The sequence below is a fragment of the Amycolatopsis sp. GA6-003 genome (assembly GCF_046267895.1).
Lineage (GTDB): Bacteria > Actinomycetota > Actinomycetes > Mycobacteriales > Pseudonocardiaceae > Amycolatopsis.
This window is the reverse complement of record NZ_CP176499.1, coordinates 3,201,050-3,222,216: the sequence shown is the minus strand read 5'-3', so window position 1 is coordinate 3,222,216 and position 21,167 is coordinate 3,201,050. Positions and strand designations below refer to the sequence as shown.

Here is a 21,167-nt window from a genome sequence, read left to right as displayed (position 1 = left end):
GAATACCCGCACCCGATTCCCCTGCCCGACCAGATGTCCTAACCCCGGAAAGGCAAACCCGCCCGGACCTTTACCGACCCGATCCCCCTGCCCGACCAGATGTCCTAACCCCGGAAAGGCAAACCCGCCCGGACCTTTACCGACCCGATCCCCATGGCCGACCAGATGTCCCAACGCCGGAAAGGCAAACCCGCCCGCCCGGACCTTCACCGAAAGGAATACACCATGTCCCACCGAGCCATCCCCTCCTCCTCGCCGCGCACCCGGCACCGCAGGCCGAAGACGCCGCAGCACAAGATCGTCCGGCATCTGCATCCGGTGCGGCACCGGGAAGTCCGCCCCGAACACGACCCGGTCCGGGTTCGAGAACGGCTGGCACTGCATCGCCACCTCGCGGTCGTCCGCTCTGAAAACCCTGGCGGCCGAAGAGGTGCGGCGTGAGCATCGCCGTCGAGGACCAGACCGCGGCGACCGACTCCGAGAGGCTCGCTCGCGCCTATCTGCTCGGTGTCGCCGAACCACCGGCACCGCACTTGCTGGAGTTCGTCGGCACACACGGCCCGGTCGCGGCGGCCGAGCGGGTCCGGGCCGGGGACTGTCCCGAAAAGGTTTTCCGCGAAACGGCCGCGCGGCGGGAATCCACGATCGCGGAACAAGATCTCGAAGAGGCCGCCAAAGCCGGCGCCCGGCTCATAGTTCCGGAAGACCACGAATGGCCTGCGTGGCCGTTGTTGTCGCTGGCGGTCGCGAGCGGAAACGGCGTGAAGCACGTGGCCGCGCCGCTCGGGCTGTGGGTGCGCGGCCACGCGAGCCTGGCCGAAGTCGCGGACCGCGCGGTGGCGGTCGTCGGCGCTCGGCTGGCCACGGACTACGGCCTGCAGAACGCCCTCGAGATCGGCCATGCGTTGGCAACTCGACAAGTACCGGTCTTCTCCGGTGCCGCCCTGGGCATCGACGCCGCCGCCCATCGAGGCGCGCTCAGCGGCGGCGGGGTCACGGTCGCGCTCCTCGGCTGCGCGGTCGACCACGCCTATCCCACCGGCAACAGCGGCTTGCTGGACCGCATCGTCGCCGAGGGCGGGGCAATCGTCAGCGAGTACGCGCCGAAGACACCGCCCGCGCGGCATCGATTCCTGGTGCGCAACCGCCTTATCGCAGGTCTCACCGACGGCACACTCGTTGTGGAGGCTGGGATCCGCAGCGGCGCGCGCAACACCGCCACCATCGCGGGCGCGCTCGGCAAGGTGGTGATGGCGATGCCGGGATCGGTGCATTCAGGCAGTTCAGCCGGTTGTCACGCGCTGATCCGGGAATGCAAGGCCACGTTGGTCACCTCAGTCGACGAGGTGCTCGAAACCGTGGGCCGATTCGGCACCGCGGCTCCGGCGGCCGAGCAGACTCGGCGGCCGACGGACAATCTCGGACCGGAGGCGTCGAGGGTCTACGACGCGTTGCTGCCCCGGGCCGGACGGACGCCGGAGGAGGTCGCGGAAAGCGCGGGAGTACCCGTTTCCCGAGTTCGCGCCTTGTTGCCCGCACTGGAAATCGACGGCTTCGCGGTGCGCGGCGAGACCGGCTGGCGGCAGATAGTGCGAACGGCCAGCCGATGATGGGCGTGGCGATGCTTGACCAATCGCGATGGTTCGCGCAGCGTAATCGTCATGCCGTCAGCGAGTGCGCGCAAGGACGCGGTCCCGCGTCCGGGTGGACACCGGAAACGCCCGCCACGACCCGATCTTCGTGCTCTTCGCGCCGAATTGCCGGAGTCGGCCGAGTCGGTGGTGGCCGATTACGAACGGCATCTGTCTCTGGAGCGTGGGCTGTCGCCGCACACCGTGCGCGCGTACGTCGGCGACGTCGTTTCGCTGTTGGCGTTCCTGACCGTGGGGGAGGCCGACCGTCCCGCGCGGCGCTTTGAGGACTTGGACGTCACGCAGCTGCGCGCGTGGCTCGCGAGGCAGCGCTCGGACGGCGCCGGGCGCACCACCCTCGCGCGCCGCGCCGCGGCCGCGCGCACCTTCACGGCTTGGGCGCACCGCACCGGTGTGCTGAAGTCGGATCCGGGCGGCCGGCTGGCCGCGCCGCGCACCCACCGGACGCTGCCCGGCGTGCTCCGCGCCGAGCAGGCCGACGCGCTCATGGACGCCTCCGCGAAAGGGGCAGCCGAACGGGATCCGGTTGCTCTGCGTGACCGTGCGTTGGTCGAATTGCTGTATGCAACCGGCATTCGGGTGGCGGAATTGTGCGGGCTGGACGTCGGCAGCGTGGACTTTTCGCGCCGCGTGATTTCGGTGGTCGGCAAGGGAGACAAGGAGCGGACCGTCCCGTTCGGCGTCCCGGCGGCCGAGGCGCTGACCGCGTGGCTGGAGGACGGACGGCCCGCCCTGGCTGGGGAAACGTCGCCGGCGGCGCTGTTCCTGGGCGTCCGCGGCAAGCGGCTGGACCCGCGCGCGGCGCGCCGCGTGGTGCACGAGGCGGTGGCCGCGGTGCCCGGCGCAACGGACATGGGGCCGCACGGGCTAAGGCATTCCGCCGCGACCCATCTGCTCGAAGGAGGTGCCGATCTCAGGAGCGTTCAGGAACTGCTTGGTCACGCTACGCTGGCCACGACCCAGCTCTACACTCATGTGACCGTCGATCGGCTGAAGGCGATCCATGACCGAGCACACCCGCGGGCCTGAAGAGGCTGGCGGCGGCTCGGCCGGGGACGGCAGGGCCGAACCGTCGGCGCACGCGCATCCGCACGAGCACGGAGACCACACTGAGCAGCACGCCGAGAACGACCGTGCAATGACTTCCACGTCGCAGGTCACGGAAGCCGGGGCGGAACGCCCCGGCGTGCAGGACGCCGTCAACGGGGACGGTCGTCCTGGTCAGGACGTCGACGCGGGGATTCAGGCGCTGTGGCAGCAGTTCGCCGACAAACCGGACCAGACCTCGCGCGACCGGCTGGTGCTGCACTACGCACCGCTGGTGAAGTACGTCGCGGGCCGGGTCGGCACCGGTCTGCCGACGCATGTAGACGTCGGCGACCTCGTGCAGTCGGGCATCTTCGGCCTGGTCGACGCGATCGAGAAATTCGACCCGGAACGCGGCCTGCGCTTCGAGACATACGCGATGCAACGCATCCGCGGCGCGATCCTGGACGACCTGCGCTCCCAGGACTGGGTCCCGCGCGCGGTGCGCAGCAAGGCGAAGGAAACCGCCCGAGCCCTGGAACGCCTGGGCGCCCGCCTGCACCGCACCCCGACCGACGCCGAACTCGCCGGCGAGATGGGCATCAGCCTGGACGACCTGCGCGACTTCTACGGCCAGCTCCGCCTGACCAGCGTGGTGGCACTGGAAGACCTCGTCGCCGCGGGCAAAGACGCCGGCTCGCTCGTCGACACGTTGCCCGACGACGGCGCGGTCGACCCGGTGGCCGTCCTCGTGGACCAGGACAACCGCCGCCAGCTCGCCGAAGCCATCGCGCAGCTCACCGACCGCGACAAGATCGTCGTCAGCCTTTACTACTTCGAAAGCCTGACCCTGGCGGAAATCGGCAAAGTCCTCGGCGTCACGGAATCCCGCGTGAGCCAACTGCACACCCGCGCGGTGATGCGGCTGCGCGCCAAGCTGATGGAACAGCCCAGCGGCTGACCTCCGGCCGGGATCGACCAGACCGCGACAGGCTGGCTGCTGGACCGCCGCGAGGGTTTGCAGCGGGCTGCCTGGTGCCACTCAGGCCACGGCGAAAGCGGTTTTGGCTGGAAAGCACCCCGACGGCTGGAAGCTGACTGCGTTGTGACGGCCTGGCTGCCAGACCGTCGCGACGGGTTGCCGCGGCCAGCGGTGGGCCACCTTGGGTGGCGTAGGTGGTTTCGGCTGTTGGCCTCCCACGGAGTTGTCGGTTGAGGATTGGTCTGCCGGGCCGGGCGGTTTGGCTCGGGCTCGCTCTACGGTCGGCGGTCGCGAGTGGCCCCTGCCCGGTGCCCGGTGGCCGGTGGTGGCTGGTGGCCGGTGGTGGCTGGTGGCAGGCGTGGCTGGTTGTTCTGGATCGCCCCGCTGCGAATGGCCCGGTTGGTAGACGCCTGGCCAAGATTGCTCGCGGAGCAGGCCGTTGACGGCGAGTTGGGTGCCTCTGAGACCGACCGCCCTTATCGTCTCGTTCCCTGCGCACACCTCCTTTCGGGGACTGGATTTTCGCGAGCAACCCCGGCTCTGGCGGGTGGGATTGAGCGGACCGTCACGGGCCTTCGGCCCACGGCTTGAGCCGCACCCGGCTTGGGGTGCCGACCAAGGCCAGCGGGTCGATGTATTCCGTGCCGCGGCGGGCTCCCCAGTGCAGGCAGGCGGCGGTCGGGCAGCCGGGGTGGCCTGGGGCCGCCGTTCCCAGGGGCTGGCCGCGGTAGATCTGGTCTCCGGCGGTGACCGTCGGGGTGATCGGGAGATAGGTGGTGTGGAGGCCGCCGTCGTGGTCCAAGGCGACTACTCCCTGGCCGGCTACTTGACCGGCGAACACCACTACTCCCTTGTCGGCCGCCAGTACCTGTTGCCCGGCCGCGGTTTCCAGGTCTACGCCTCGGTGGCCGGGGCCGAACGGGGTCGCGGGTGGTTCGAAGTTGCGGGTGACGTGCGGGCGGGGCGTCAGGGGCCAGGCCAGGCGGCCGGGTTCCTCCGGGGCGGGCTGGAAGGAGGCGGCGTCGGCTCGGGCGTTGATCAGGGCTGCTGAACCTGCGGACAGAGTCAAGACCGTCGCCAGGATCAGCCACGTTCGGGTGGTGCTTGTGCGGCTGCGCTGGCTGAACAACCGGAGTTCGCCGCCTGCTCCGGCCAGGCGCAGGGGCGGGTGGCCCCAGCTGAAATCGCACGGCAGGGAGATCCGGATCCTCGGCAAGAGGGTCGCTGCCGTCGGGGAGTGCGGTGGGCGGACGAGCCTCCGGGAGATGAAGAGAGTGTGGCGGGCGGCGGAGGTCGCGCGATTCCAGACGCGGCGGAAAACGGTGCGGATTCTGGGCGGTCTGGCGGGTGTTCTGCGGTGACGGCCGGTCCTGGGGAGCGGGCGCGTCGAAACGGCGGGCCGGGCGGTATCGCCTGGGTCCAGGAGAGCGGTGGCCGCGGACGGCTGCTCAGCGAGCAGCGCGGCGGTTGCCAGAACTACCGGGTGAGGCGTCTCCGACCCCGGGGACACCAGCGGTGGCGAGGGACTGGACTCGCTGCTCGCCTCTCGGTCCGGGCGAGGTGCGGGCGAGTGCGCGGCACAGGCCGCGCGCGGTTTTGAAGACGGATTCGGCGAGGGTTCGGATTGGCTGCTTGCCTCTCTGTCCGGGCGGGGCACAGGCGAGGGCACCGCGCAGGCTGTGTTCGGGGGTGCGGAGGGATTCGGCGTGCGACCGGACTGGCCTCTGCCCGGGCCGGACACAGGCGAGGGTGCCGCGCAGGCTGTGTTCGGAGTTGGGGATGGCTTCGGCGGGGGACCGGACTGGCCTCTGTCCAGGCCGGGCACAGGCGAGGGTGCCGCGCACGCTGTTTTCGGGGTTGGGGACGGATTCGACAAGCGGCCGGACTGGCCTCTGCCCACGCCGGGCACAGGCGAGACCTCCGCACCGGCCGTGCTCGGTGCTGGGGACGAACGCGGCGAGGAACCACCTCGGCTGCTCGCCTCTCGGTCCGGACGAGGCACCGGCGAGACCTCCGCACCGGCCGCACTCGATGCCGAAGACGAACCCGGCGCGGCAGCAGCAAGGGAATCAGCGGGACGGAAACCTGCGGAAAAAGAACGAGTCGTGGTCATGTCCCCATCCTCGACCACCGCCCGACGGAAACCGGCTGTTCAGCGGGGGTTGTCCACAGGCAGGCACAGTTGTGGACAACCCCCGGCGGGGCGAAGGCCGCCCGCGGGGGCGGGCCTGGTGGCAGGGGGTAGAATCAATTCCGCAGTCCACTCGCTGGGCTGACTTCGCGTGCACGTGCGCGCGTCCCCGGACGGGCCGCTTCTGGCGGGAACCCGGACGGAGGGGCGCACGGTGTCCGGCGGTCCCTGGGGGTTGCGCACTTCGAACCCGCGGGTCCGGGCATCGGCCGCGGCACCAGGGCCCATGACCTCCCGGTCGCGGGCGACTAACCGGAACAGCGCCTCCGCGGGCGGGTCGAAACCGACAGCGGGAGCGCGCGAGTACAGAAAAGGTGTGATTCCGGCAATGGCCGTCGTCACCATGAAGCAGCTGCTCGACAGCGGCGTGCACTTCGGGCACCAGACCCGTCGGTGGAACCCGAAGATGAAGCGCTACATCTTCACCGAGCGCAACGGCATCTACATCATCGACCTGCAGCAGACGCTGACCTACATCGACCGTGCGTACGAGTTCATCAAGGAAACCGTCGCGCACGGCGGCACCATCATGTTCGTCGGCACCAAGAAGCAGGCTCAGGAAGCCATCGCCAACGAGGCCGCGCGCGTGGGCATGCCCTACGTGAACCAGCGCTGGCTCGGCGGCATGCTGACCAACTTCCAGACCGTTCACAAGCGCCTTCTCCGCCTGAAGGAGCTCGAGGCCCAGGAGCAGACCGGCGGCTTCGCCGGCCTGACCAAGCGCGAGATCCTCACGCTGACCCGCGAGAAGGACAAGCTCGAGAAGACCCTGGGCGGCATCCGGGACATGGCCAAGGTGCCGTCCGCGGTGTGGATCGTCGACACCAAGAAGGAGCACATCGCCGTCGGCGAGGCTCGCAAGCTCAACATCCCGGTCGTCGCGATCCTCGACACCAACTGCGACCCGGACGAGGTCGACTACCCGATCCCGGGCAACGACGACGCGATCCGTTCCGCCGCGCTCCTGACGAAGGTCGTCGCCGAGGCCGCCGCGGCCGGGCTGATGGCCCGTTCCGGCCGCAACGGCGCCTCGGCCGACGCGAAGCCGGAGACCGGTGCTTCGGACGAGCCGCTGGCCGAGTGGGAGAAGGAGCTCCTCGCGGGCTCGGAGACCGCCGCCGCCGACGCGACCGAGGCCGCTGCCGCGACCGAGACCGCGGAAGCGACCGGCGAGCAGGCTCCGGCCAACTCCTGATCCACCCCGTCCGGGCGGTCCGCGCAGGGCCGCCCGGACGGCGCTCACCGCACACGTACCTGAAACGGACGGATTCAACACGATGGCGAACTACACCGCCGCTGACGTGAAGCGCCTGCGCGAGATGACCGGCGCGGGCATGATGGACTGCAAGAAGGCCCTCGAGGAGAACGACGGCGACTTCGAGAAGGCTGTCGAGTTCCTGCGCATCAAGGGCGCCAAGGACGTCGGCAAGCGCGCCGAGCGTGCCACCGCCGAGGGCCTGGTCGCCGGCGACGGCGGCGTCATGATCGAGCTCGACTCGGAGACCGACTTCGTCGCCAAGAACGACGAGTTCCAGCAGCTCGCGGCGAAGATCGTCGAGACCGCGAAGGCGCTGAAGACCAGCGACGTCGAGGCGCTGAAGGCCGCTGACCTGGGCGGCAAGCCGGTCAACGAGGTCGTGCAGGAGCTCTCGGCCCGCATCGGCGAGAAGCTCGAGCTGCGCCGCGTGGTGTCGTTCGAGGGCCAGACCGCGATCTACCTGCACCGCCGCGGCTCCGACCTCCCGCCGGCCGTCGGCGTGCTGGTCGAGTTCACCGGCGACGACGTCGACGCCGCCCGCGGCGCCGCCATGCAGGTCGCCGCGCTGCGCGCGAAGTACCTGACCCGCGAGGAGGTGCCGGCCGAGATCATCGAGAACGAGCGCCGCATCGCCGAGCAGACCGCCCGCGAGGAAGGCAAGCCCGAGCAGGCGCTGCCGAAGATCATCGAGGGCAAGGTCAACGCGTACTACAAGGACAACGTGCTGCTCGAGCAGCCGTCGGTCAAGGACAACAAGAAGACCGTCAAGGCCCTGCTCGACGAGGCCGGCGTGACCCTGACCCGGTTCGCCCGGTTCGAGGTCGGCCAGGCCTGAGCGAGGCACTGGGACTAGGTTCTGGCACTGTGCCCCGTCTCCGCGCATCGGGGACGGGGCACAGTCGGGTCTACCGAGGGGCAGGAGGCGACAGACATGGGTGAGGACCGGGTCGAGGGCGGATACCGCCGGGTGCTGCTGAAACTGGGCGGCGAGATGTTCGGCGGCGGCGCGGTGGGCGTCGACCCCGACGTCGTGCACTCCGTCGCCCAGCAGATCGCCGACGTCGCGCGCACCGGAGTGCAGATCGCGGTGGTGATCGGCGGCGGCAACTATTTCCGCGGCGCGGAGCTGTCCCAGCGCGGCATGGACCGCGACCGCGCCGACTACATGGCGATGCTCGGCACCGTGATGAACTGCCTCGCGCTGCAGGACTTCCTCGAAAAGGAAGGCCTCCCGACCCGCGTGCAGACCGCGATCACGATGGGCCAGGTCGCCGAGCCCTACATCCCGCGCCGCGCGGAACGGCACCTCGAGAAGGGCCGCGTCGTGATCTTCGGCGCCGGCGTCGGCATGCCGTACTTCTCCACCGACACCGCCGCCGCGCAGCGCGCGCTCGAACTCGGCTGCGAAGCCGTGCTGATGGCCAAGGCCGTGGACGGCGTCTACACCGCGGACCCGAAGACCGACCCGGACGCGAAGATGTTCCACGAGATCAGCCACCGCGAGGTGCTCGAGCGCGGCCTCAAGGTCGCCGACGCCACCGCGTTCAGCCTCTGCATGGACAACAAGATGCCGATCATCGTGTTCAACCTGCTCACCGAGGGCAACATCGCCCGCGCGGTGGGCGGTGAGAGGATCGGCACGCTGGTCTCGACCCCCGCCGACGAGGCGTCCGCCTAGACCTGCTGGGATCAAGCTCAGGTCCGACAACACAACACCGGGAGTAGCCGTGATCGACGAGACCCTCCTCGACGCCGAGGAGAAGATGGAAAAAGCGGTGTCCGTCGCGAAGGAAGACCTCACGTCGGTGCGCACCGGGCGGGCCCACCCGTCGATGTTCTCCCGCATCGTCGTCGAGTACTACGGTGCGCCGACGCCGCTGAACCAGCTGGCCAGCGTCAACGTGCCGGAGGCCCGGATGGCGTTGATCAAGCCTTACGACCAGACGCAGCTGAACGCCATCGAGAAGGCGATCCGCGAGTCCGACCTCGGCGTCAACCCGAGCAACGACGGCAACGTCATCCGCATCGTCATCCCGCAGCTCACCGAGGAGCGGCGCAAGGAGATGGTGAAGGTCGCGAAGGGCAAGGGCGAGGACGCCCGCGTCTCGATCCGCAGCATCCGCCGCAAGGCCAAGGAAGAACTCGACCGCATCGCCAAGGACGGCGAAGCGGGCGAGGACGAGGTCGCGCGCGCCGAGAAGGAGCTGCAGAACCTCACCGACACCTACGTGCACCAGGTCGACGAGCTGGTGAAACACAAGGAAGCAGAGCTGCTCGAGGTCTGATGAGCCAGGTGAGCGAGGAACGCGACGAGCGGGTGAGCGACACCCCGCCACCGGGCCCGGCCGCCGAGCCGGACCCGGTTTCGCGGCTGGAACCGGCTCCGGAACCGCCTGCCGTGCAGCGGAAAACGGACTCCGCGGCGGATGCGCGCGCGGAATCCGGTGCTGCGCTGGGGAATCAGGCGGAGACCGCGGACCGGCTGGCGAAGGGCGCGAAGGGCGTTTCCGCGGGCGGATCGGACGAAGGCGCGAAAGGCGTTTCCGCGGGCGGGCTGAGCCAGGGTGGGAAAGCCGCGGGCGGGCCGGGCAAGGGTGCGAAGGGCATTCCTGCGGGCAGGCCGGGCCAGAGCGGGAAAGCTGCGGTTGGGCCGGGCCAGGGCGGAAAAGCCGCGAGCGGGCCGGGCAAAGGCGCGAAGGCCGTTCCTGCCGACGGGTCGGGCAAGGGTGCGAATGCCGAAGCCGACCCCGTGAATGGCGAAAAGCCCGAACCGGAGAAGAAGGCGTCCCGGGCCGGGCGGAATCTTCCCGCTGCGATCGGCGTCGGGCTGTTGCTCGGGGCCGCGATCATCGTTTCCCTGCTTACCGTTCGGTTTCTCTTCATCGGGGTCATCGCCGCCGCGATCGCGGTCGGCACTTTCGAGTTCTCCGGGGTGCTGCGGCGGGTCGCGGACACCAAGGTCGCGCTGATTCCGGTGCTGGTCGGCGGGCAGGCGATGATCTGGCTGGCCTGGCCGTTCGGCCGGGAAGGCGCGCTCACCGCGTTCGTGCTCACCGTGCTCGCCTGTCTGCTGTGGCGGTTGCCCGGCGGCGCGAAGGGGTACGTGCGCGACGTCAGCGCCTCCGTTTTCGCTGCCGCGTACCTGCCCTTGTTCGGTGCGTTCGCGGCCATGCTCGTGCCGCCGCACGACGGGGTCGGGCGGGTGCTCACGTTCCTGATCGGCGTGGTCGCCTCCGACACCGGCGGCTACATCGCCGGCGTGCTCGGCGGCAAGCATCCGATGGCGCCCACGATCAGCCCGAAGAAGTCCTGGGAGGGCTTCGCCGGTTCGATGATCGCGGGCATCGTCGCGGGCGTGCTCACGATCAGCCTGATGCTGGACGGCCACGCCTGGCAGGGCGTCATCTTCGGCGCGGCCATCGTGCTCACCGCGACGCTCGGCGACCTCGTCGAATCGCTCATCAAACGCGACCTCGGCATCAAGGACATGGGCACGCTGCTGCCCGGCCACGGCGGCATCATGGACCGTCTCGACTCGCTGCTTCCCTCGGCCGTCGTGTCCTGGCTGCTGCTGTCGGCCTTCGTCCCGGCCTGAATCCCTCAGTCGTCGTACGGGTCGTCGACCTCGGCGCGGCCCACGTCTTCCAGCACCCGCGAGTGGTCGATCACCGCGAACACCGCGCCGTCCGGATCGGCGAGGATCGCGGTGCGGCCGAACGGGGTGTCGTACGGCTCGATCACCACCGAACCGCCCAGCATCAACGCCTCGCCCGCCGCCGCGTCCGCGCCGCGCGCGGGGTCGACCTCGAAGTACACGAGCCAGTGCGGGGGAGTGTCCCGGCGGTATTCGGGACCCATCACGTAGCGGTACAGCACCGCCGTGTGCTCAATGGAATATTCCGCATAGTCCACGCTTTCGCCGTCTCCGACCTGACGGCTCGAGTAGTTGAACAGCTTGGTGTAGAAGTGGTCCGCGGCGACGCCGTCGTGCGTGTTGAGGTCCGCGCCGCTGAACGTGTTGGGCACGCCGCTCGCGAACTGCCAGTCCGGCGGGGCTTCCCAGAACACCACCGGCGCGCCGCACGCGTCGATCGCGTGCACGATGCTGCCCCGCTCGGGGATCGCGATCGGCCCGAGCGTCACCTGGCCGCCCAGGTGTTCCACCCATTCGGCCGCGCTCGCGGTGTGCGGCACGGCGAGCTGCAGCGTCCAGCCGGGCGCGCTGCGGGGCCCGGCTTGGTACAGACCACCGGCGGCCACCCCGTCGCTCGAGGCGATGGAGTACCGGCCGGTGGGCGACGCGGGATCGCGCCGGGTTTCGTAGTCCCAGCCGAAAAGGCGGGAGTAGAACTCTTGGGTGCGAGCTTCGTCGTGGCACGCCACCTCGACCCAGCAGGGCAACCCTGCGGGGATCGTGCGGGAGCCTGGCCAGCCGATCGACATTGCGTGTCTCCTCCCCGACGAGGGAGAAGTGTATTCGGACGGGCGGAGTTCTACGCTCTGAGCGGGAAAGCCGCCGCGCCCGCCGGCGCCCCCGAGACGGAAAGGAGTGCCGTGCGCTGGTTGTTCCGCGGTCCGGCGGCGTCCGAAGAAGTCGTTCCCAGCCCGAACATCTGGTATCACCAGCACGTCTACGACGTGGAGAACCGGGCGCAGGACGCGGACGGCGAGATTTGGCGCGTACTGCGCGAAGAGCGCGACTGGACCGGTCTCGACGTCCTCGATCTCGGCTGCGGCGACGGATACCACCTGCCGCTTTTCGCCGAGGACGCGCGTTCGGTGCTCGGGATCGAACCGCACCCGCCGCTCGCGCGGGACGCGGAACGACGGGTGCGGGACCTGGAGAACGTGCGGGTTCGCGTGGGACGAGCGCAGCGGTTGCCGGTGGACGACGCCAGTGTGGACATCGTGCACGCGCGCACCGCGTATTTCTTCGGCCCTGGCTGCGAACCCGGATTGCGCGAAGCGGAACGGGTGCTGCGGCCCGGAGGTTCGATCATGATCGTCGACCTCGACGTGACCAGTGAGCCGTACGGCGGGTGGATGCGGGCAGATTTGCCGCACTATGACCCGCCTGCGGTAGAACGCTTCTTCGCCGCGCACGGCTTCAACTGTCGGCGCGTACGCACGCGTTGGCGCTTCGCGGACTTCGCCGCGGCGGAATCAGTGTTGAAGATCGAGTTCAGCGCGAAGGTCGCGCAGCGGGCGATCGCCGACACGCGCCGGTTGAACCCGGGAGCGGGCGAGGTGACGCTGCCGGTGGGCTATCGCGTGCATTGCCGCGTCAAGCCCACCGGCCTCGTCCTGCCCGGTCACTCGGCTGCCTCGCCGGAGCCCGGCTCGTCGTCCTCGACCTCGCCGAGGATCGAGTAGATCGACCGGCGTGCTTCGTTGAGCACGTCCACCGCGCGGGCCTGCTGGTTCTCGCTGCCCGCGCGCATCACCTGCACAACGGCCGCGGCGAGCGTCGCGCCTGCCTTGCGCAGATCGTGCTCGACCGGTTCGACGTCGTCGGTGAAGTGCTCCCACGGCGGGGTGCCGGTCTGCTGTTCGGCGGCGGTGCGGCCCTCGTCGGTGAGCTCGAAGAGCTTCTTGCCGCTCTCGTCGCGGCTCACGACCAGGCCCTCGTCGGCCAGCATCTGCAGGGTCGGGTAGATCGAGCCGGGGCTGGGCTTCCAGAGCCCGCCACTGCGCTCGCCGATCTCGCGGATGATCTCGTACCCGTGCCGCGGCTGTTCCGCGAGCAGGACGAGGATCGCCGCCCGCACGTCGCCGCGCCGTCCGCGCCTGGGGCCGCGGCGTCCGCCCGGACCGTGGCCGCGCCGTCCGCGCCCGCCAGGGCCGCCCGGCCCGAAGCCGAACTCGCCGAATTCCCGGCCCCACGGCCCGAACGAGGACCGTCCGTGCCTTTCGTGCTCGCCGTGTTCGTGATGTCCGCCGGGGAACGAGCGTCCGCCGGGGAAGGGGTGTCGTCGTCGGTTCATGGTCTTGGTTCCTTTCTCGAACTGTTGCGACACGTTCACGATATATCGGAACCGGTCGGTTGGCAACCGTAACGACAACCCGGGGACCTGACCGACCGGCGGACACCGGGGTCGGCGATACTCGAAGCACTAGCGAAAACACCCGAACGACCTGGGAGACCCGACCTCCGATGCTGGACCGTGCGGTCATCGACGCCCTGTTCCCCGCGGATCTGCCCGAGCCTGAGCACTGGGAACAGCGCTATCCGGCCCGGCAGCTGCCCGACGGCGCGAAGGTGACCCGGTTCGGCCCGTCGCCGACCGGCTTCGTGCACATCGGCGGCATCTACGTCGCGACGATCGACCAGGACGTCGCGCGCCGTTCCGAGGGCCGCTACCTGGTGCGCGTCGAGGACACCGACCAGTCGCGCGAGGTCGAGGGCGCGCTGGAGCAGTTCGAGCGCGGCTTCGCCTACTTCGGGCTGCAGGCCGACGAGGACGCGGTGCGCGGCGGCGACTACGGTCCGTACCGGCAGTCCGAGCGCGAGCAGATCTACCTCACCTACGTACGCCACCTTCTGCGCGAAGGCCGCGCGTACATCGACTTCGCGACGAAGGACGAGCTGGCGGCCATCACCGCACGGCAGCAGGCCACGAAGCTCCCGACGGGCTACTACGGCTCGTGGGCGATCTGGCGCGACGCCGACCCGGCCGACGTACAGGCGAAGCTCGACGCGGGCGAGCCGTGGGTGGTCCGCTTCCGCGCGCCCGACGACACCGGCCAGCGCGTGCGCTTCACCGACGCGATCCGCGGCACCATCGAGGCCGAGGCCAACCGCAACGACGTGGTGATCCTCAAGAGCTCCGACCAGAGCCCGCGGCTGCCGACCTACCACTTCGCGCACGCGGTCGACGATCACCTGATGCGGGTGAACCTGGTGATCCGCGGCGACGAGTGGATCTCGTCGGTGCCCACGCACCAGCAGCTCTTCGAGGCGCTCGGCTTCGAGCCGATCCAGTACGCGCACATCGCGCCGCTGATGAAGCAGGAGGGCGGCAGCAAGCGGAAGCTGTCCAAGCGCAAGGACCCGGAAGCCTCCGTCGACTTCTACCTCGAAGCCGGCTACCCGGTCCCGGCGGTGCTGTACTACCTGCGCGGCCTGGCGAACGGCCGGCTCGCCGAGATGCCGCTGCCCGAAGCGCTCGACGCGCCGATCAACCTCGACGAGTGCGGGGTCGCCGGTCCGCTCGTGGACCTGGTGAAGCTGGACGACCTCGCCGCCGACTACGTCGCGACGCTGTCCGGCGAGGAGATCCTCGCGGCGGTGCTCGAATGGGCGCAGCGGTTCGACCCGGAGCTGAAGGCGGTCCTGGAGTCCTCGCGGGAGCTGGCGTTGCGCGCGCTGGCGGTGGAGCGCGAGGGCGTCGAGAACCCGCGCAAGGACTTGAAGAAGTGGAGCGAGTTCCGCGCCGTCTACGGGTTCTTCTTCCCGCAGCTGCACCAGGCGGCTACCGGTCCCGACGACGAGCGGATCGCCGCGCTCGGCGTTCCGGCGGACGTCGTGCGCGCGGTGGCCTCGGACTTCGTGTCCGCCTACCAGCAGCTCGACGACGGCCAGGAGTGGTTCCAGCAGATCCGCGACGTCGCGGCGAAGCACGGGTTCGCCAAGAACGCCAAGGAGTACAAGAAGGATCCGGACGCCTACCCCGGTTCGATCCGCGAGGCGTCGCAGATCATCCGGATCGCGATCACCGGGTCGACTCGCAGCCCGGACCTGCACTCGATCACGCAGGCGCTGGGCGCGGAGGAAACGTTGCGCCGCTTCGGCAATCTGGTGTCGTGAGTGTTGATCACGGTTCTAACCGTGATCAACACTCACGAGTTGAGGTAGGTCAGCCGGCGATGGCCGCGTTGGACAGGCCTTCCGCCATCAGCTCCAGCACCGAACGCTCGCGTTCGGTCAGCGAGCCGAGGCGCTGATCCGGTGATCCGCTCGTGAGCAGTTTCGAGACCACCGCCGGGTCCATCGCCGTGCCGCCGGCCGCGACGCGTTCGAGGGCGTCGATGAACTGTTCGGCCTCGAAAACGCTGTCCTTCAACAGATATCCGACGCCGCTGGCCCCGTCGGCTAGCAGCTCGCGGGCGTAGAGCTGCTCGACGTGCTGCGACAGGATCAGCACCGGCAGCCCGGGCGTCTCGCGGCGCGCGGCGAGCACCGCACGCAGGCCCTCGTCGGTTTGCGTCGGCGGCATCCGGACGTCGACCACGGCGACGGTTTCCGGACCAGTCGTCGCGGTCGCCACCACCTCGTGGCCGTACGCCTGCAGGAGCCGGACGAGCCCGTCCCGCAGCAGGTAGAGGTCCTCGGCTACGACGATGCGCAGGGCACCATCATCCACGCTCGGGTCGGCCCGCCTTCCGGACTGGTGATCTCCACGGTGCCGTCGAAGACCGCGAGGCGGCGGCGCAGTCCGGCGAGTCCGCCTGCCGGGCGGATTTCGGCCCCGCCGCGGCCGTCGTCCTCGACCTCGGCACACAGCCGGTTTCCTTCCTGCAACAGGGAAACCCGCACCCGCGCCGCGTGGGCGTGCTTCACCGCGTTGGCGAGCAATTCGGCGATTCCGAAGTACAGCGCGGATTCGATCGGCGGATCGAGCGGACGGGGCAGATCGGCTTCCACGGTCACGTCGAGCGGCAGGTCCATCGCCATCGCGCGGACCGCGTCGACGAGACCGCGTTCGTTCAGCACCGGCGGGCTGATGCCGCGGACCAGCTCGCGCAATTCGGCGAGCGACGTGGCCGCGCCGGCCCGGGCGTCGCGCAGCAATTCCTTGGCCTGCTCGCGATTCGTCTCCATCAGCTTCTCCGCGGTCGCCAGCGCGAGGCCGAGCGCGACCAGCCGGGCTTGCGCGCCGTCGTGCAGATCCCTTTCGATACGGCGGATTTCCGCGGCTTGCGCGATGGTCGTGTCCGCGCGCAACGCCGTCAGGGTGTCGACCCGGTCGGCCAGCTCCATGGTCGCGGACGCGCCCAGGAACCGGGTGGCCACCGGAGCGACGCTCCGCCACGCGTACGGCGCGGTCGCGATCGTGACCAGCAGACCGGCCGCGTAGCCGCTCGGGAGGTTCGTCAGTGCCAGGAAGGCCGCGACGACGCCGGCCAGCGGCACGAGCGCGACCAGGACCGCAGTACTCGCATCGGTTCGTCCCCTTGTCCCTCTGGCTTCCCGGTCCACTGTGCACCACGAACCGCCGGATTCCCGCCACCCGAGGACAGGAGTGGGTCCAGGCCCACCTGCTCAAGCGGCCAGGCCCATACCGGACCCGGCCGCGGCTTCCTAGCGTTGCTGGCACAACGGGAAACCACAAGGGAGAACAGTGATGCAGACCATCGAACGCCCCGCCGCACGGGACTTGCTCGGCTTGGCGAAGGGGTTCGTCGTGGCTTACGGAGCGGTGAGCGCGGTCGTGCTCGGCGCGATCGCGGTGCTGGCCCTCTCCGGCGGAGAGGTGTCCAGCTTCATGTGGATCCGGTCCGGGGTGGTGGCCGTCAGCGCCGCGGTCGCGTGGTGGCTGGTTTCGGCCGCGACACGGGGATCGCGCAAGGCTTACGAGCGGATGCGGTTCGTCGCGATCGTCGCGCCGGTCGCGATCGTCGGCGTCGACCTGATCCCCGGCGTGTGCCCGCTCTGGTTCCTGCTGGCGCAGACCGGCTGCGCGATCGTGCTGGCGGGCGCGGCGGTTCCGCTCGTCCGGTCGCGGGCTACCTTCCCGAAGTGACCCGCGGGATCAGCCGGATGCGGGTGTCGAGGTTGCGTTCGACGGCCGGGCGGCTCGACAGCAAGGGGAACGAGCCGCCGGACGCCCACAGGTCGTTCAGGTCGCGGTAGTGCGGGCTGCGCGGGTCGCCGGACTGGCCGGGCGCGTTGATCGCCCGCGACGCGTCCCAATTGCCGACGTCGAGCGCCATTTTGAAGGTCGCGCCGTTGAGCTGCTGGTAGGTGAACGGATGGAAGAACGACGGGTGGACGGTCTGGTAGTCGCCGCCTGCCGGGTTCGGGCCGACGTTCGGGCCTCCCGCCGGGTGCACGAACTCCTGGTACTGCAGCGAGCCCCAGCGCCATTTCGCCGGGTCGCCACCGAGTTTTCCGGCGACGTCGCGGAAAGCGAGCGGGAGGGTGTCGAGGATCAGCTTGTCGCGTTTGGCCGCGCCGCCCGGGCCGAACCACGCGTCCGGGTCGGCGAAGGACGCGAGCACGAGGCTGAAGTCCGGATTGATGGTGCTGGAGAGGATGTCCGCGGCGGCTTGCGGGAGCGTCGCGTGCGCCCAGCCGCTGTGGAGGTACTTCAGCAGCCAGGTTTCGTACAGCGCGGCGGGCGCGGAATCCACCGAGGCGAAGCCGTCGAAACCGCGCAGCAGGTCGAGCGCTTTCGCGGTGTCCGCGTCCGTCGAGGAGAGATTCCGCAGGAACGGGACGAGCCGCGTGGCCAGCAAGGATTTTTCGTCGCGCTGGATGGCGAGCGAATCGGCGACGCGGGCGCGCGGCGTCGACGTGATCAGCTCGTCGATCCGCTCCTTGCGGTACGGCAGCTGCCATTCGTAGTTGGACACCACCGGGAAGTTCGGCGGGAGGTTGTAGTCGTTGGCGGAGGAGAAGAATCCGGCAGGCGGGTTGTGCTGCCACGGGAGCTCGGAGTTGGCGTGGAAGCCGTTCCACTCGTAGCGGCCGTCGCCGGGGACGGGCAGCAGGCCGTCGTATCCGGTCCCGGTGCGGCGCGGGGTCAGCGCGCCGGGGACGTAGCCGAGGTCGCCGTGGACGTCGGCGTAGACGAGGTTCGACCCGGGCGTGCCCCAGGTGCGCATTCCGGCGGTGAACTCGCTGAAGTCGCGGGCCCGCTGGTAGTTCAGGCTGCCGAGATACGCCGCGCTGCCCGGTTCGGTCCACGCGGTGCGCACGGCGAACGCCCGGTGGGCCGCCTCGTCGACCTTCACGATCGGGCCGTGCCGGGTGAAGGACAGTTCGCGGGTCACCGGCTGGCCGCCGAGCACCGGGATGGTTTCGGTGATCTTGGTGATCGGCTCCCAGCCGCCGCGGTAGCGGTACCGGCCGTGGTCGGCGGGGTCGAGGTCGTAGACGTAGAGGTCGGTCTGGTCGACCGGCAGGTTCGTCAGGCCGAAGGCGACGGAATCGTTGTGCCCGATGGCGATGCCCGGGTTCCACGGTTCGCCCGCGCCGGTGAGGTTCAGCCCGGGCGCGGAAAGCTGGGCGACATAACGGCCGGACGGCAGCGAGTCGGAGCGGCGGTGCGGGTCGCTGGCGAGGATCGGCCGTCCGGTGGCGGTGCGGCCGGGGCCGATCGCCCACGAGTTGCTGCCGCTGGTGGCGTCGGCGATGTCCTGCGACCCGGCGACGCCGTGGGGGAACGTGACGGCCGCGGTCGCCTTGTTGTAGACGGAAAGCACGTCGCCGGGGACGGAACAGGGATCGAGGCCTTCGGGTACCGCGGCCTCGTGGTCGGGGTGCAGGCTGCGGAGGTATTTGCTCGCCTTCGGCCCGGCCTGGCACACCATTTGCGCGCGGACGACCTCCCACGTGAGGTTCTCGCCGATCGCGTGCGTGCGGATGCGGACGACGTCCTCGGGCCGCCAGCGCGACGGCTGGTACCCGAGCCTGCCGAACTCCGGCGGGACGGCTTCGGGGTGCTTGGCGAGCCAGTCGACGTAGGAGTTGATCCCCTCGGCGAACCGGGTGGCGGCGAGTTTGGCCTCGGGACCGTAGGCGGCCCATTCCCGCTGCATATCGCCGCGGTAGAGGAAAAGCCGGGCGGCGCGGTCCTGGTCCACATAGGACTCGCCGAGCACCTCGCTGAGCAACCCGAGCCCTCGGCGGCGCCACGTGTCGAGCTGGAAGAGCCGGTCGCGGGCGACGGTGAATCCCTGTGCGTAGAACAGGTCCGAGGTGTTGGCGGCGTAGATGTGCGGGACGCCCCATTTGTCGACGAGCAGGTCGACCGGACGGCTGAGACCGTCGAGCGCGACGGTGCTCGTGGAGGCCGCGGCTGGGGCGGTGCCGAGCAGCGTCAGAACGAGTATCAGGACGGTAGCTTTGGACCGCATTTCCCCACCCCCGGCAGCAGTGTTGACCCCGCGCACGCTAATCGCGGCCGGTACGGGGACCCACCCCTGAACCGGGAGGAGTAGGGGGAACCGGACTCCGGGTGCCGTACTGTCCCTGCACAGACCGAACCCCGGGGGAATCGATGCGCAATGTGGCAGTGCCGGCCGCTGTGGTCCTGGCCGGTGTGCTGGGGCTCGCGGCTTGCGGCGGCAGCACCGAGGGAGGCGACCAGACGGTCCGGACCTCCGACCGCGGTGCCGCGCCGGACGGCAAGTCCGACACCCCGCTCGCGAACACCGACCCGTGCAGCCTGCTCAAGCCCGCCGACGTGCCCGAACTCAGCCAGAAGAGCGGTGCCGCGGCCAAGACCGTCGGCCGCTGGTGCCAGGGCAGCGGCTACGGGATCTTCATCTCCGAGGTCGATCTCAAGGGCTACTTCGGCCTGTTCAAGAACCCGACGGTCAAGCCGATCCCCGACATCGCCGGGTACCCGGCGGGCACGATCGAGGTCGCCGCCCCGGGTGCCAGCACCTGCGCGGTCCTCCTCGCGGTAACGACGCACGAGGTGGTGACCGTCACCGCGGACACCTGCGACATCGGCACGAAGGCGGCGACCGCGATCGCGGGCCGCATCCCGCGCTGAGCTACGAGACGTCCCCGATCGCCTCGTCCAGAATGGACAGTCCGAGGTCGATCTCGCCGTCGGCGGCGGTCAGCGGCGGCGCGATCCGGAACACCCCGCCCATGCCGGGCAGCTGCACGATGTTCAGGTGCAGCCCGAGTTCGAGGCACCGCTGCGTCACGCGCGCGCCGAGCTTGTCCGCGTCCGGTCCGCCGCCGCTCAGTTCCAGTCCGGCGAGCAGGCCACGGCCGCGGATCTCGCCGACCGCCTCGTGCCGCGCCGCGATTTCCTCCAGCCCGGTGCGCAGCCGGTCGCCGAGCTGGCGGGCGCGTTCGTCCAGGCGATCGCGGAGCAGCACGTCCAGGACAGTGTTTCCGACCGCGGCCGGGAGCGGATCCGAGACATGCGTGGTGAAGAACAGGTACCCGCGTTCGTGGGCTTCCTGCTCGATTTCCGCGCTCGTCAGCACCGCGGCTAACGGCAGACCGGCACCGAGCGTTTTGGACACCGTGAGGATGTCCGGGACCACGCCGTCGTGCTCGAAGGCGTACCAGGTTCCGGTGCGGCACAACCCGGTCTGCGCCTCGTCGAGGATCAGCAGCATGCCGCGTTCCCGGCATTTCCGTTGCAGCGCGGGGAAATAGCCCGGCGGCGGCACGAGAATTCCGCCGGAGCTGAGGATCGGCTCGACCAGGCAGGCGGCGAGGCTGCCGACCGACTGCGCGTCGATCAGGTCGAACGCCAGGTCCAGCTGCTGCGGCCAGTCCGGCCCGCTGGGCACCGGAATCGCGAAGTTGCCGGGCGCGCCCGGACCGTAGCCCTTGCGGCCCGCGCTGTAGGTGGCGCTCGCCGCGGCCTGCGTCATCCCGTGCCAGGACCGGGCGAACGAGACGACCTCGTGCTTGCCGGTCACCAGTTTGGCCATCCGCAGCGCGGCCTCGTTGGACTCGGCGCCGGTGGTGAGCAGCAGCGCCTTCTCCAGCAGGTCCGGCAGTGTTTCGGCCAGCCGCCGGGCGAGGTCGACCACCGGACGGCTCAGCATCCCGCTGAACAGGTGGTCGAGCTTCGCCGCCTGCTTCCGGACGGTCTCGACGATCTCCGGATGCGCGTGCCCGAGGATCGCGCTCATCTGCCCGGACGTGAAGTCGAGGATCCGCCGTCCGTCCTCGGTGAAGACGAAGCTCCCCTCGGCGCGGTCGATGATCTCGCCGGTGAACGAGCCGGGGCCGGCGTAGCGGACGAGGTGCCGGTCGACGTCGGACCAGAAGGTGTCGGTGGCCATGTCTTCGACGGTAGAGCCGGTCCGAGCGCCGCGTCCATCTCACAGTTTCTGCTTGCTTGTGCGATGGGATCG

19 protein-coding genes and 1 pseudogene are annotated in these 21,167 nt (G+C 69.9%); 13 read left to right on the top strand and 7 right to left on the bottom strand.

The window, feature by feature from the left end:
* The first annotated feature begins 225 nt into the window (after window positions 1–225).
* From F9C12_RS14070 to F9C12_RS14055, 4 genes are all read left to right on the top strand, one after another.
* Window positions 226–441 (top strand): hypothetical protein, encoded by a 216-nt coding sequence (locus tag F9C12_RS14070; RefSeq protein ID WP_409466165.1) that lies wholly within the window; start codon window positions 226–228, stop codon window positions 439–441.
* Window positions 438–1,610 carry a DNA-processing protein DprA gene (gene dprA, locus F9C12_RS14065; protein ID WP_409182416.1) on the top strand — a complete coding sequence of 391 codons (1,173 nt, stop codon included), beginning with the start codon at window positions 438–440 and terminating at the stop codon, window positions 1,608–1,610. Before F9C12_RS14070 ends, dprA begins: the two co-directional genes overlap by 4 nt.
* Window positions 1,611–1,661: 51 nt before the next feature.
* Window positions 1,662–2,681 carry a tyrosine recombinase XerC gene (locus tag F9C12_RS14060; RefSeq protein ID WP_409466164.1) on the top strand — a complete coding sequence of 340 codons (1,020 nt, stop codon included), beginning with the start codon at window positions 1,662–1,664 and terminating at the stop codon, window positions 2,679–2,681.
* 109 nt (window positions 2,682–2,790) lie between these two features.
* Window positions 2,791–3,639 (top strand): FliA/WhiG family RNA polymerase sigma factor, encoded by an 849-nt coding sequence (locus tag F9C12_RS14055; protein ID WP_043827786.1) that lies wholly within the window; start codon window positions 2,791–2,793, stop codon window positions 3,637–3,639.
* A 586-nt stretch (window positions 3,640–4,225) separates the two neighbouring features.
* Here the strand turns inward: F9C12_RS14055 and F9C12_RS14050 are convergent.
* The gene (locus F9C12_RS14050) at window positions 4,226–4,747 is read right to left on the bottom strand and encodes a murein hydrolase activator EnvC family protein (RefSeq protein ID WP_409467008.1); all 522 of its coding nucleotides are present in this window, start codon (window positions 4,745–4,747) and stop codon (window positions 4,226–4,228) included.
* Between the two features lie 1,432 nt (window positions 4,748–6,179).
* Between F9C12_RS14050 and rpsB the strand changes: the two genes are divergently transcribed.
* The 5 genes from rpsB (at window position 6,180) to F9C12_RS14025 (ending at window position 10,704) form a co-directional block, all read left to right on the top strand.
* Entirely contained in the window at window positions 6,180–7,046 is an 867-nt protein-coding gene (rpsB, locus tag F9C12_RS14045; RefSeq protein WP_409466163.1) for a 30S ribosomal protein S2, read from the top strand.
* An 82-nt stretch (window positions 7,047–7,128) separates the two neighbouring features.
* Window positions 7,129–7,944 (top strand): translation elongation factor Ts, encoded by an 816-nt coding sequence (tsf, locus tag F9C12_RS14040; protein WP_409466162.1) that lies wholly within the window; start codon window positions 7,129–7,131, stop codon window positions 7,942–7,944.
* A gap of 96 nt (window positions 7,945–8,040) precedes the next feature.
* Window positions 8,041–8,787, top strand: a complete 747-nt coding sequence (gene pyrH, locus F9C12_RS14035; RefSeq protein ID WP_101435129.1) for a UMP kinase — start codon at window positions 8,041–8,043, stop codon at window positions 8,785–8,787.
* Window positions 8,788–8,836: 49 nt separating this feature from the next.
* The gene (gene frr, locus F9C12_RS14030) at window positions 8,837–9,394 is read left to right on the top strand and encodes a ribosome recycling factor (RefSeq protein ID WP_009074501.1); all 558 of its coding nucleotides are present in this window, start codon (window positions 8,837–8,839) and stop codon (window positions 9,392–9,394) included.
* Between the two features lie 464 nt (window positions 9,395–9,858).
* Entirely contained in the window at window positions 9,859–10,704 is an 846-nt protein-coding gene (locus tag F9C12_RS14025) for a phosphatidate cytidylyltransferase (RefSeq protein WP_409187076.1), read from the top strand.
* Window positions 10,705–10,709: 5 nt separating this feature from the next.
* Here F9C12_RS14025 and F9C12_RS14020 read toward each other — a convergent pair whose 3' ends face one another.
* Window positions 10,710–11,552: a VOC family protein gene (locus tag F9C12_RS14020; RefSeq protein WP_409466161.1), complete on the bottom strand. Its 843-nt coding sequence runs from the start codon at window positions 11,550–11,552 to the stop codon at window positions 10,710–10,712.
* 111 nt (window positions 11,553–11,663) lie between these two features.
* Here F9C12_RS14020 and F9C12_RS14015 point away from each other — a divergent pair, with 111 nt between their 5' ends.
* A complete protein-coding gene (locus F9C12_RS14015; protein WP_409466160.1) occupies window positions 11,664–12,482 on the top strand; it encodes a class I SAM-dependent methyltransferase in 819 nt (272 codons plus the stop codon).
* Here the strand turns inward: F9C12_RS14015 and F9C12_RS14010 are convergent.
* On the bottom strand, window positions 12,422–13,093 hold the full coding sequence (locus F9C12_RS14010) for a PadR family transcriptional regulator (RefSeq protein WP_409466159.1): 672 nt from the start codon (window positions 13,091–13,093) through the stop codon (window positions 12,422–12,424). The two genes, F9C12_RS14015 and F9C12_RS14010, sit on opposite strands and share 61 nt — an antisense overlap.
* 170 nt (window positions 13,094–13,263) lie before the next feature.
* Between F9C12_RS14010 and F9C12_RS14005 the strand changes: the two genes are divergently transcribed.
* Complete coding sequence (locus tag F9C12_RS14005; protein ID WP_409466158.1) at window positions 13,264–14,916, top strand: glutamate--tRNA ligase; 1,653 nt, start codon at window positions 13,264–13,266, stop codon at window positions 14,914–14,916.
* Between the two features lie 55 nt (window positions 14,917–14,971).
* Here the strand turns inward: F9C12_RS14005 and F9C12_RS14000 are convergent.
* Window positions 14,972–15,457: pseudogene (locus F9C12_RS14000) on the bottom strand (LuxR C-terminal-related transcriptional regulator); the annotation flags it as partial.
* Window positions 15,442–16,242 (bottom strand): sensor histidine kinase, encoded by an 801-nt coding sequence (locus F9C12_RS13995; protein WP_409466157.1) that lies wholly within the window; start codon window positions 16,240–16,242, stop codon window positions 15,442–15,444. The gene F9C12_RS13995 and the pseudogene F9C12_RS14000, both read right to left, overlap by 16 nt.
* A gap of 211 nt (window positions 16,243–16,453) precedes the next feature.
* Here F9C12_RS13995 and F9C12_RS13990 point away from each other — a divergent pair, with 211 nt between their 5' ends.
* The gene (locus F9C12_RS13990; RefSeq protein WP_409466156.1) at window positions 16,454–16,852 is read left to right on the top strand and encodes a hypothetical protein; all 399 of its coding nucleotides are present in this window, start codon (window positions 16,454–16,456) and stop codon (window positions 16,850–16,852) included.
* On the opposite strand, the gene F9C12_RS13985 is transcribed toward F9C12_RS13990, so the two are convergent.
* Window positions 16,836–19,190: a penicillin acylase family protein gene (locus F9C12_RS13985; RefSeq protein WP_409182406.1), complete on the bottom strand. Its 2,355-nt coding sequence runs from the start codon at window positions 19,188–19,190 to the stop codon at window positions 16,836–16,838. The genes F9C12_RS13990 and F9C12_RS13985 overlap by 17 nt on opposite strands.
* 158 nt (window positions 19,191–19,348) lie before the next feature.
* Between F9C12_RS13985 and F9C12_RS13980 the strand changes: the two genes are divergently transcribed.
* A complete protein-coding gene (locus tag F9C12_RS13980) occupies window positions 19,349–19,834 on the top strand; it encodes a DUF3558 domain-containing protein (protein ID WP_409466155.1) in 486 nt (161 codons plus the stop codon).
* A gap of 1 nt (window position 19,835) precedes the next feature.
* On the opposite strand, the gene F9C12_RS13975 is transcribed toward F9C12_RS13980, so the two are convergent.
* A complete protein-coding gene (locus tag F9C12_RS13975; protein WP_409466154.1) occupies window positions 19,836–21,095 on the bottom strand; it encodes an aspartate aminotransferase family protein in 1,260 nt (419 codons plus the stop codon).
* Window positions 21,096–21,167: the final 72 nt, after the last annotated feature.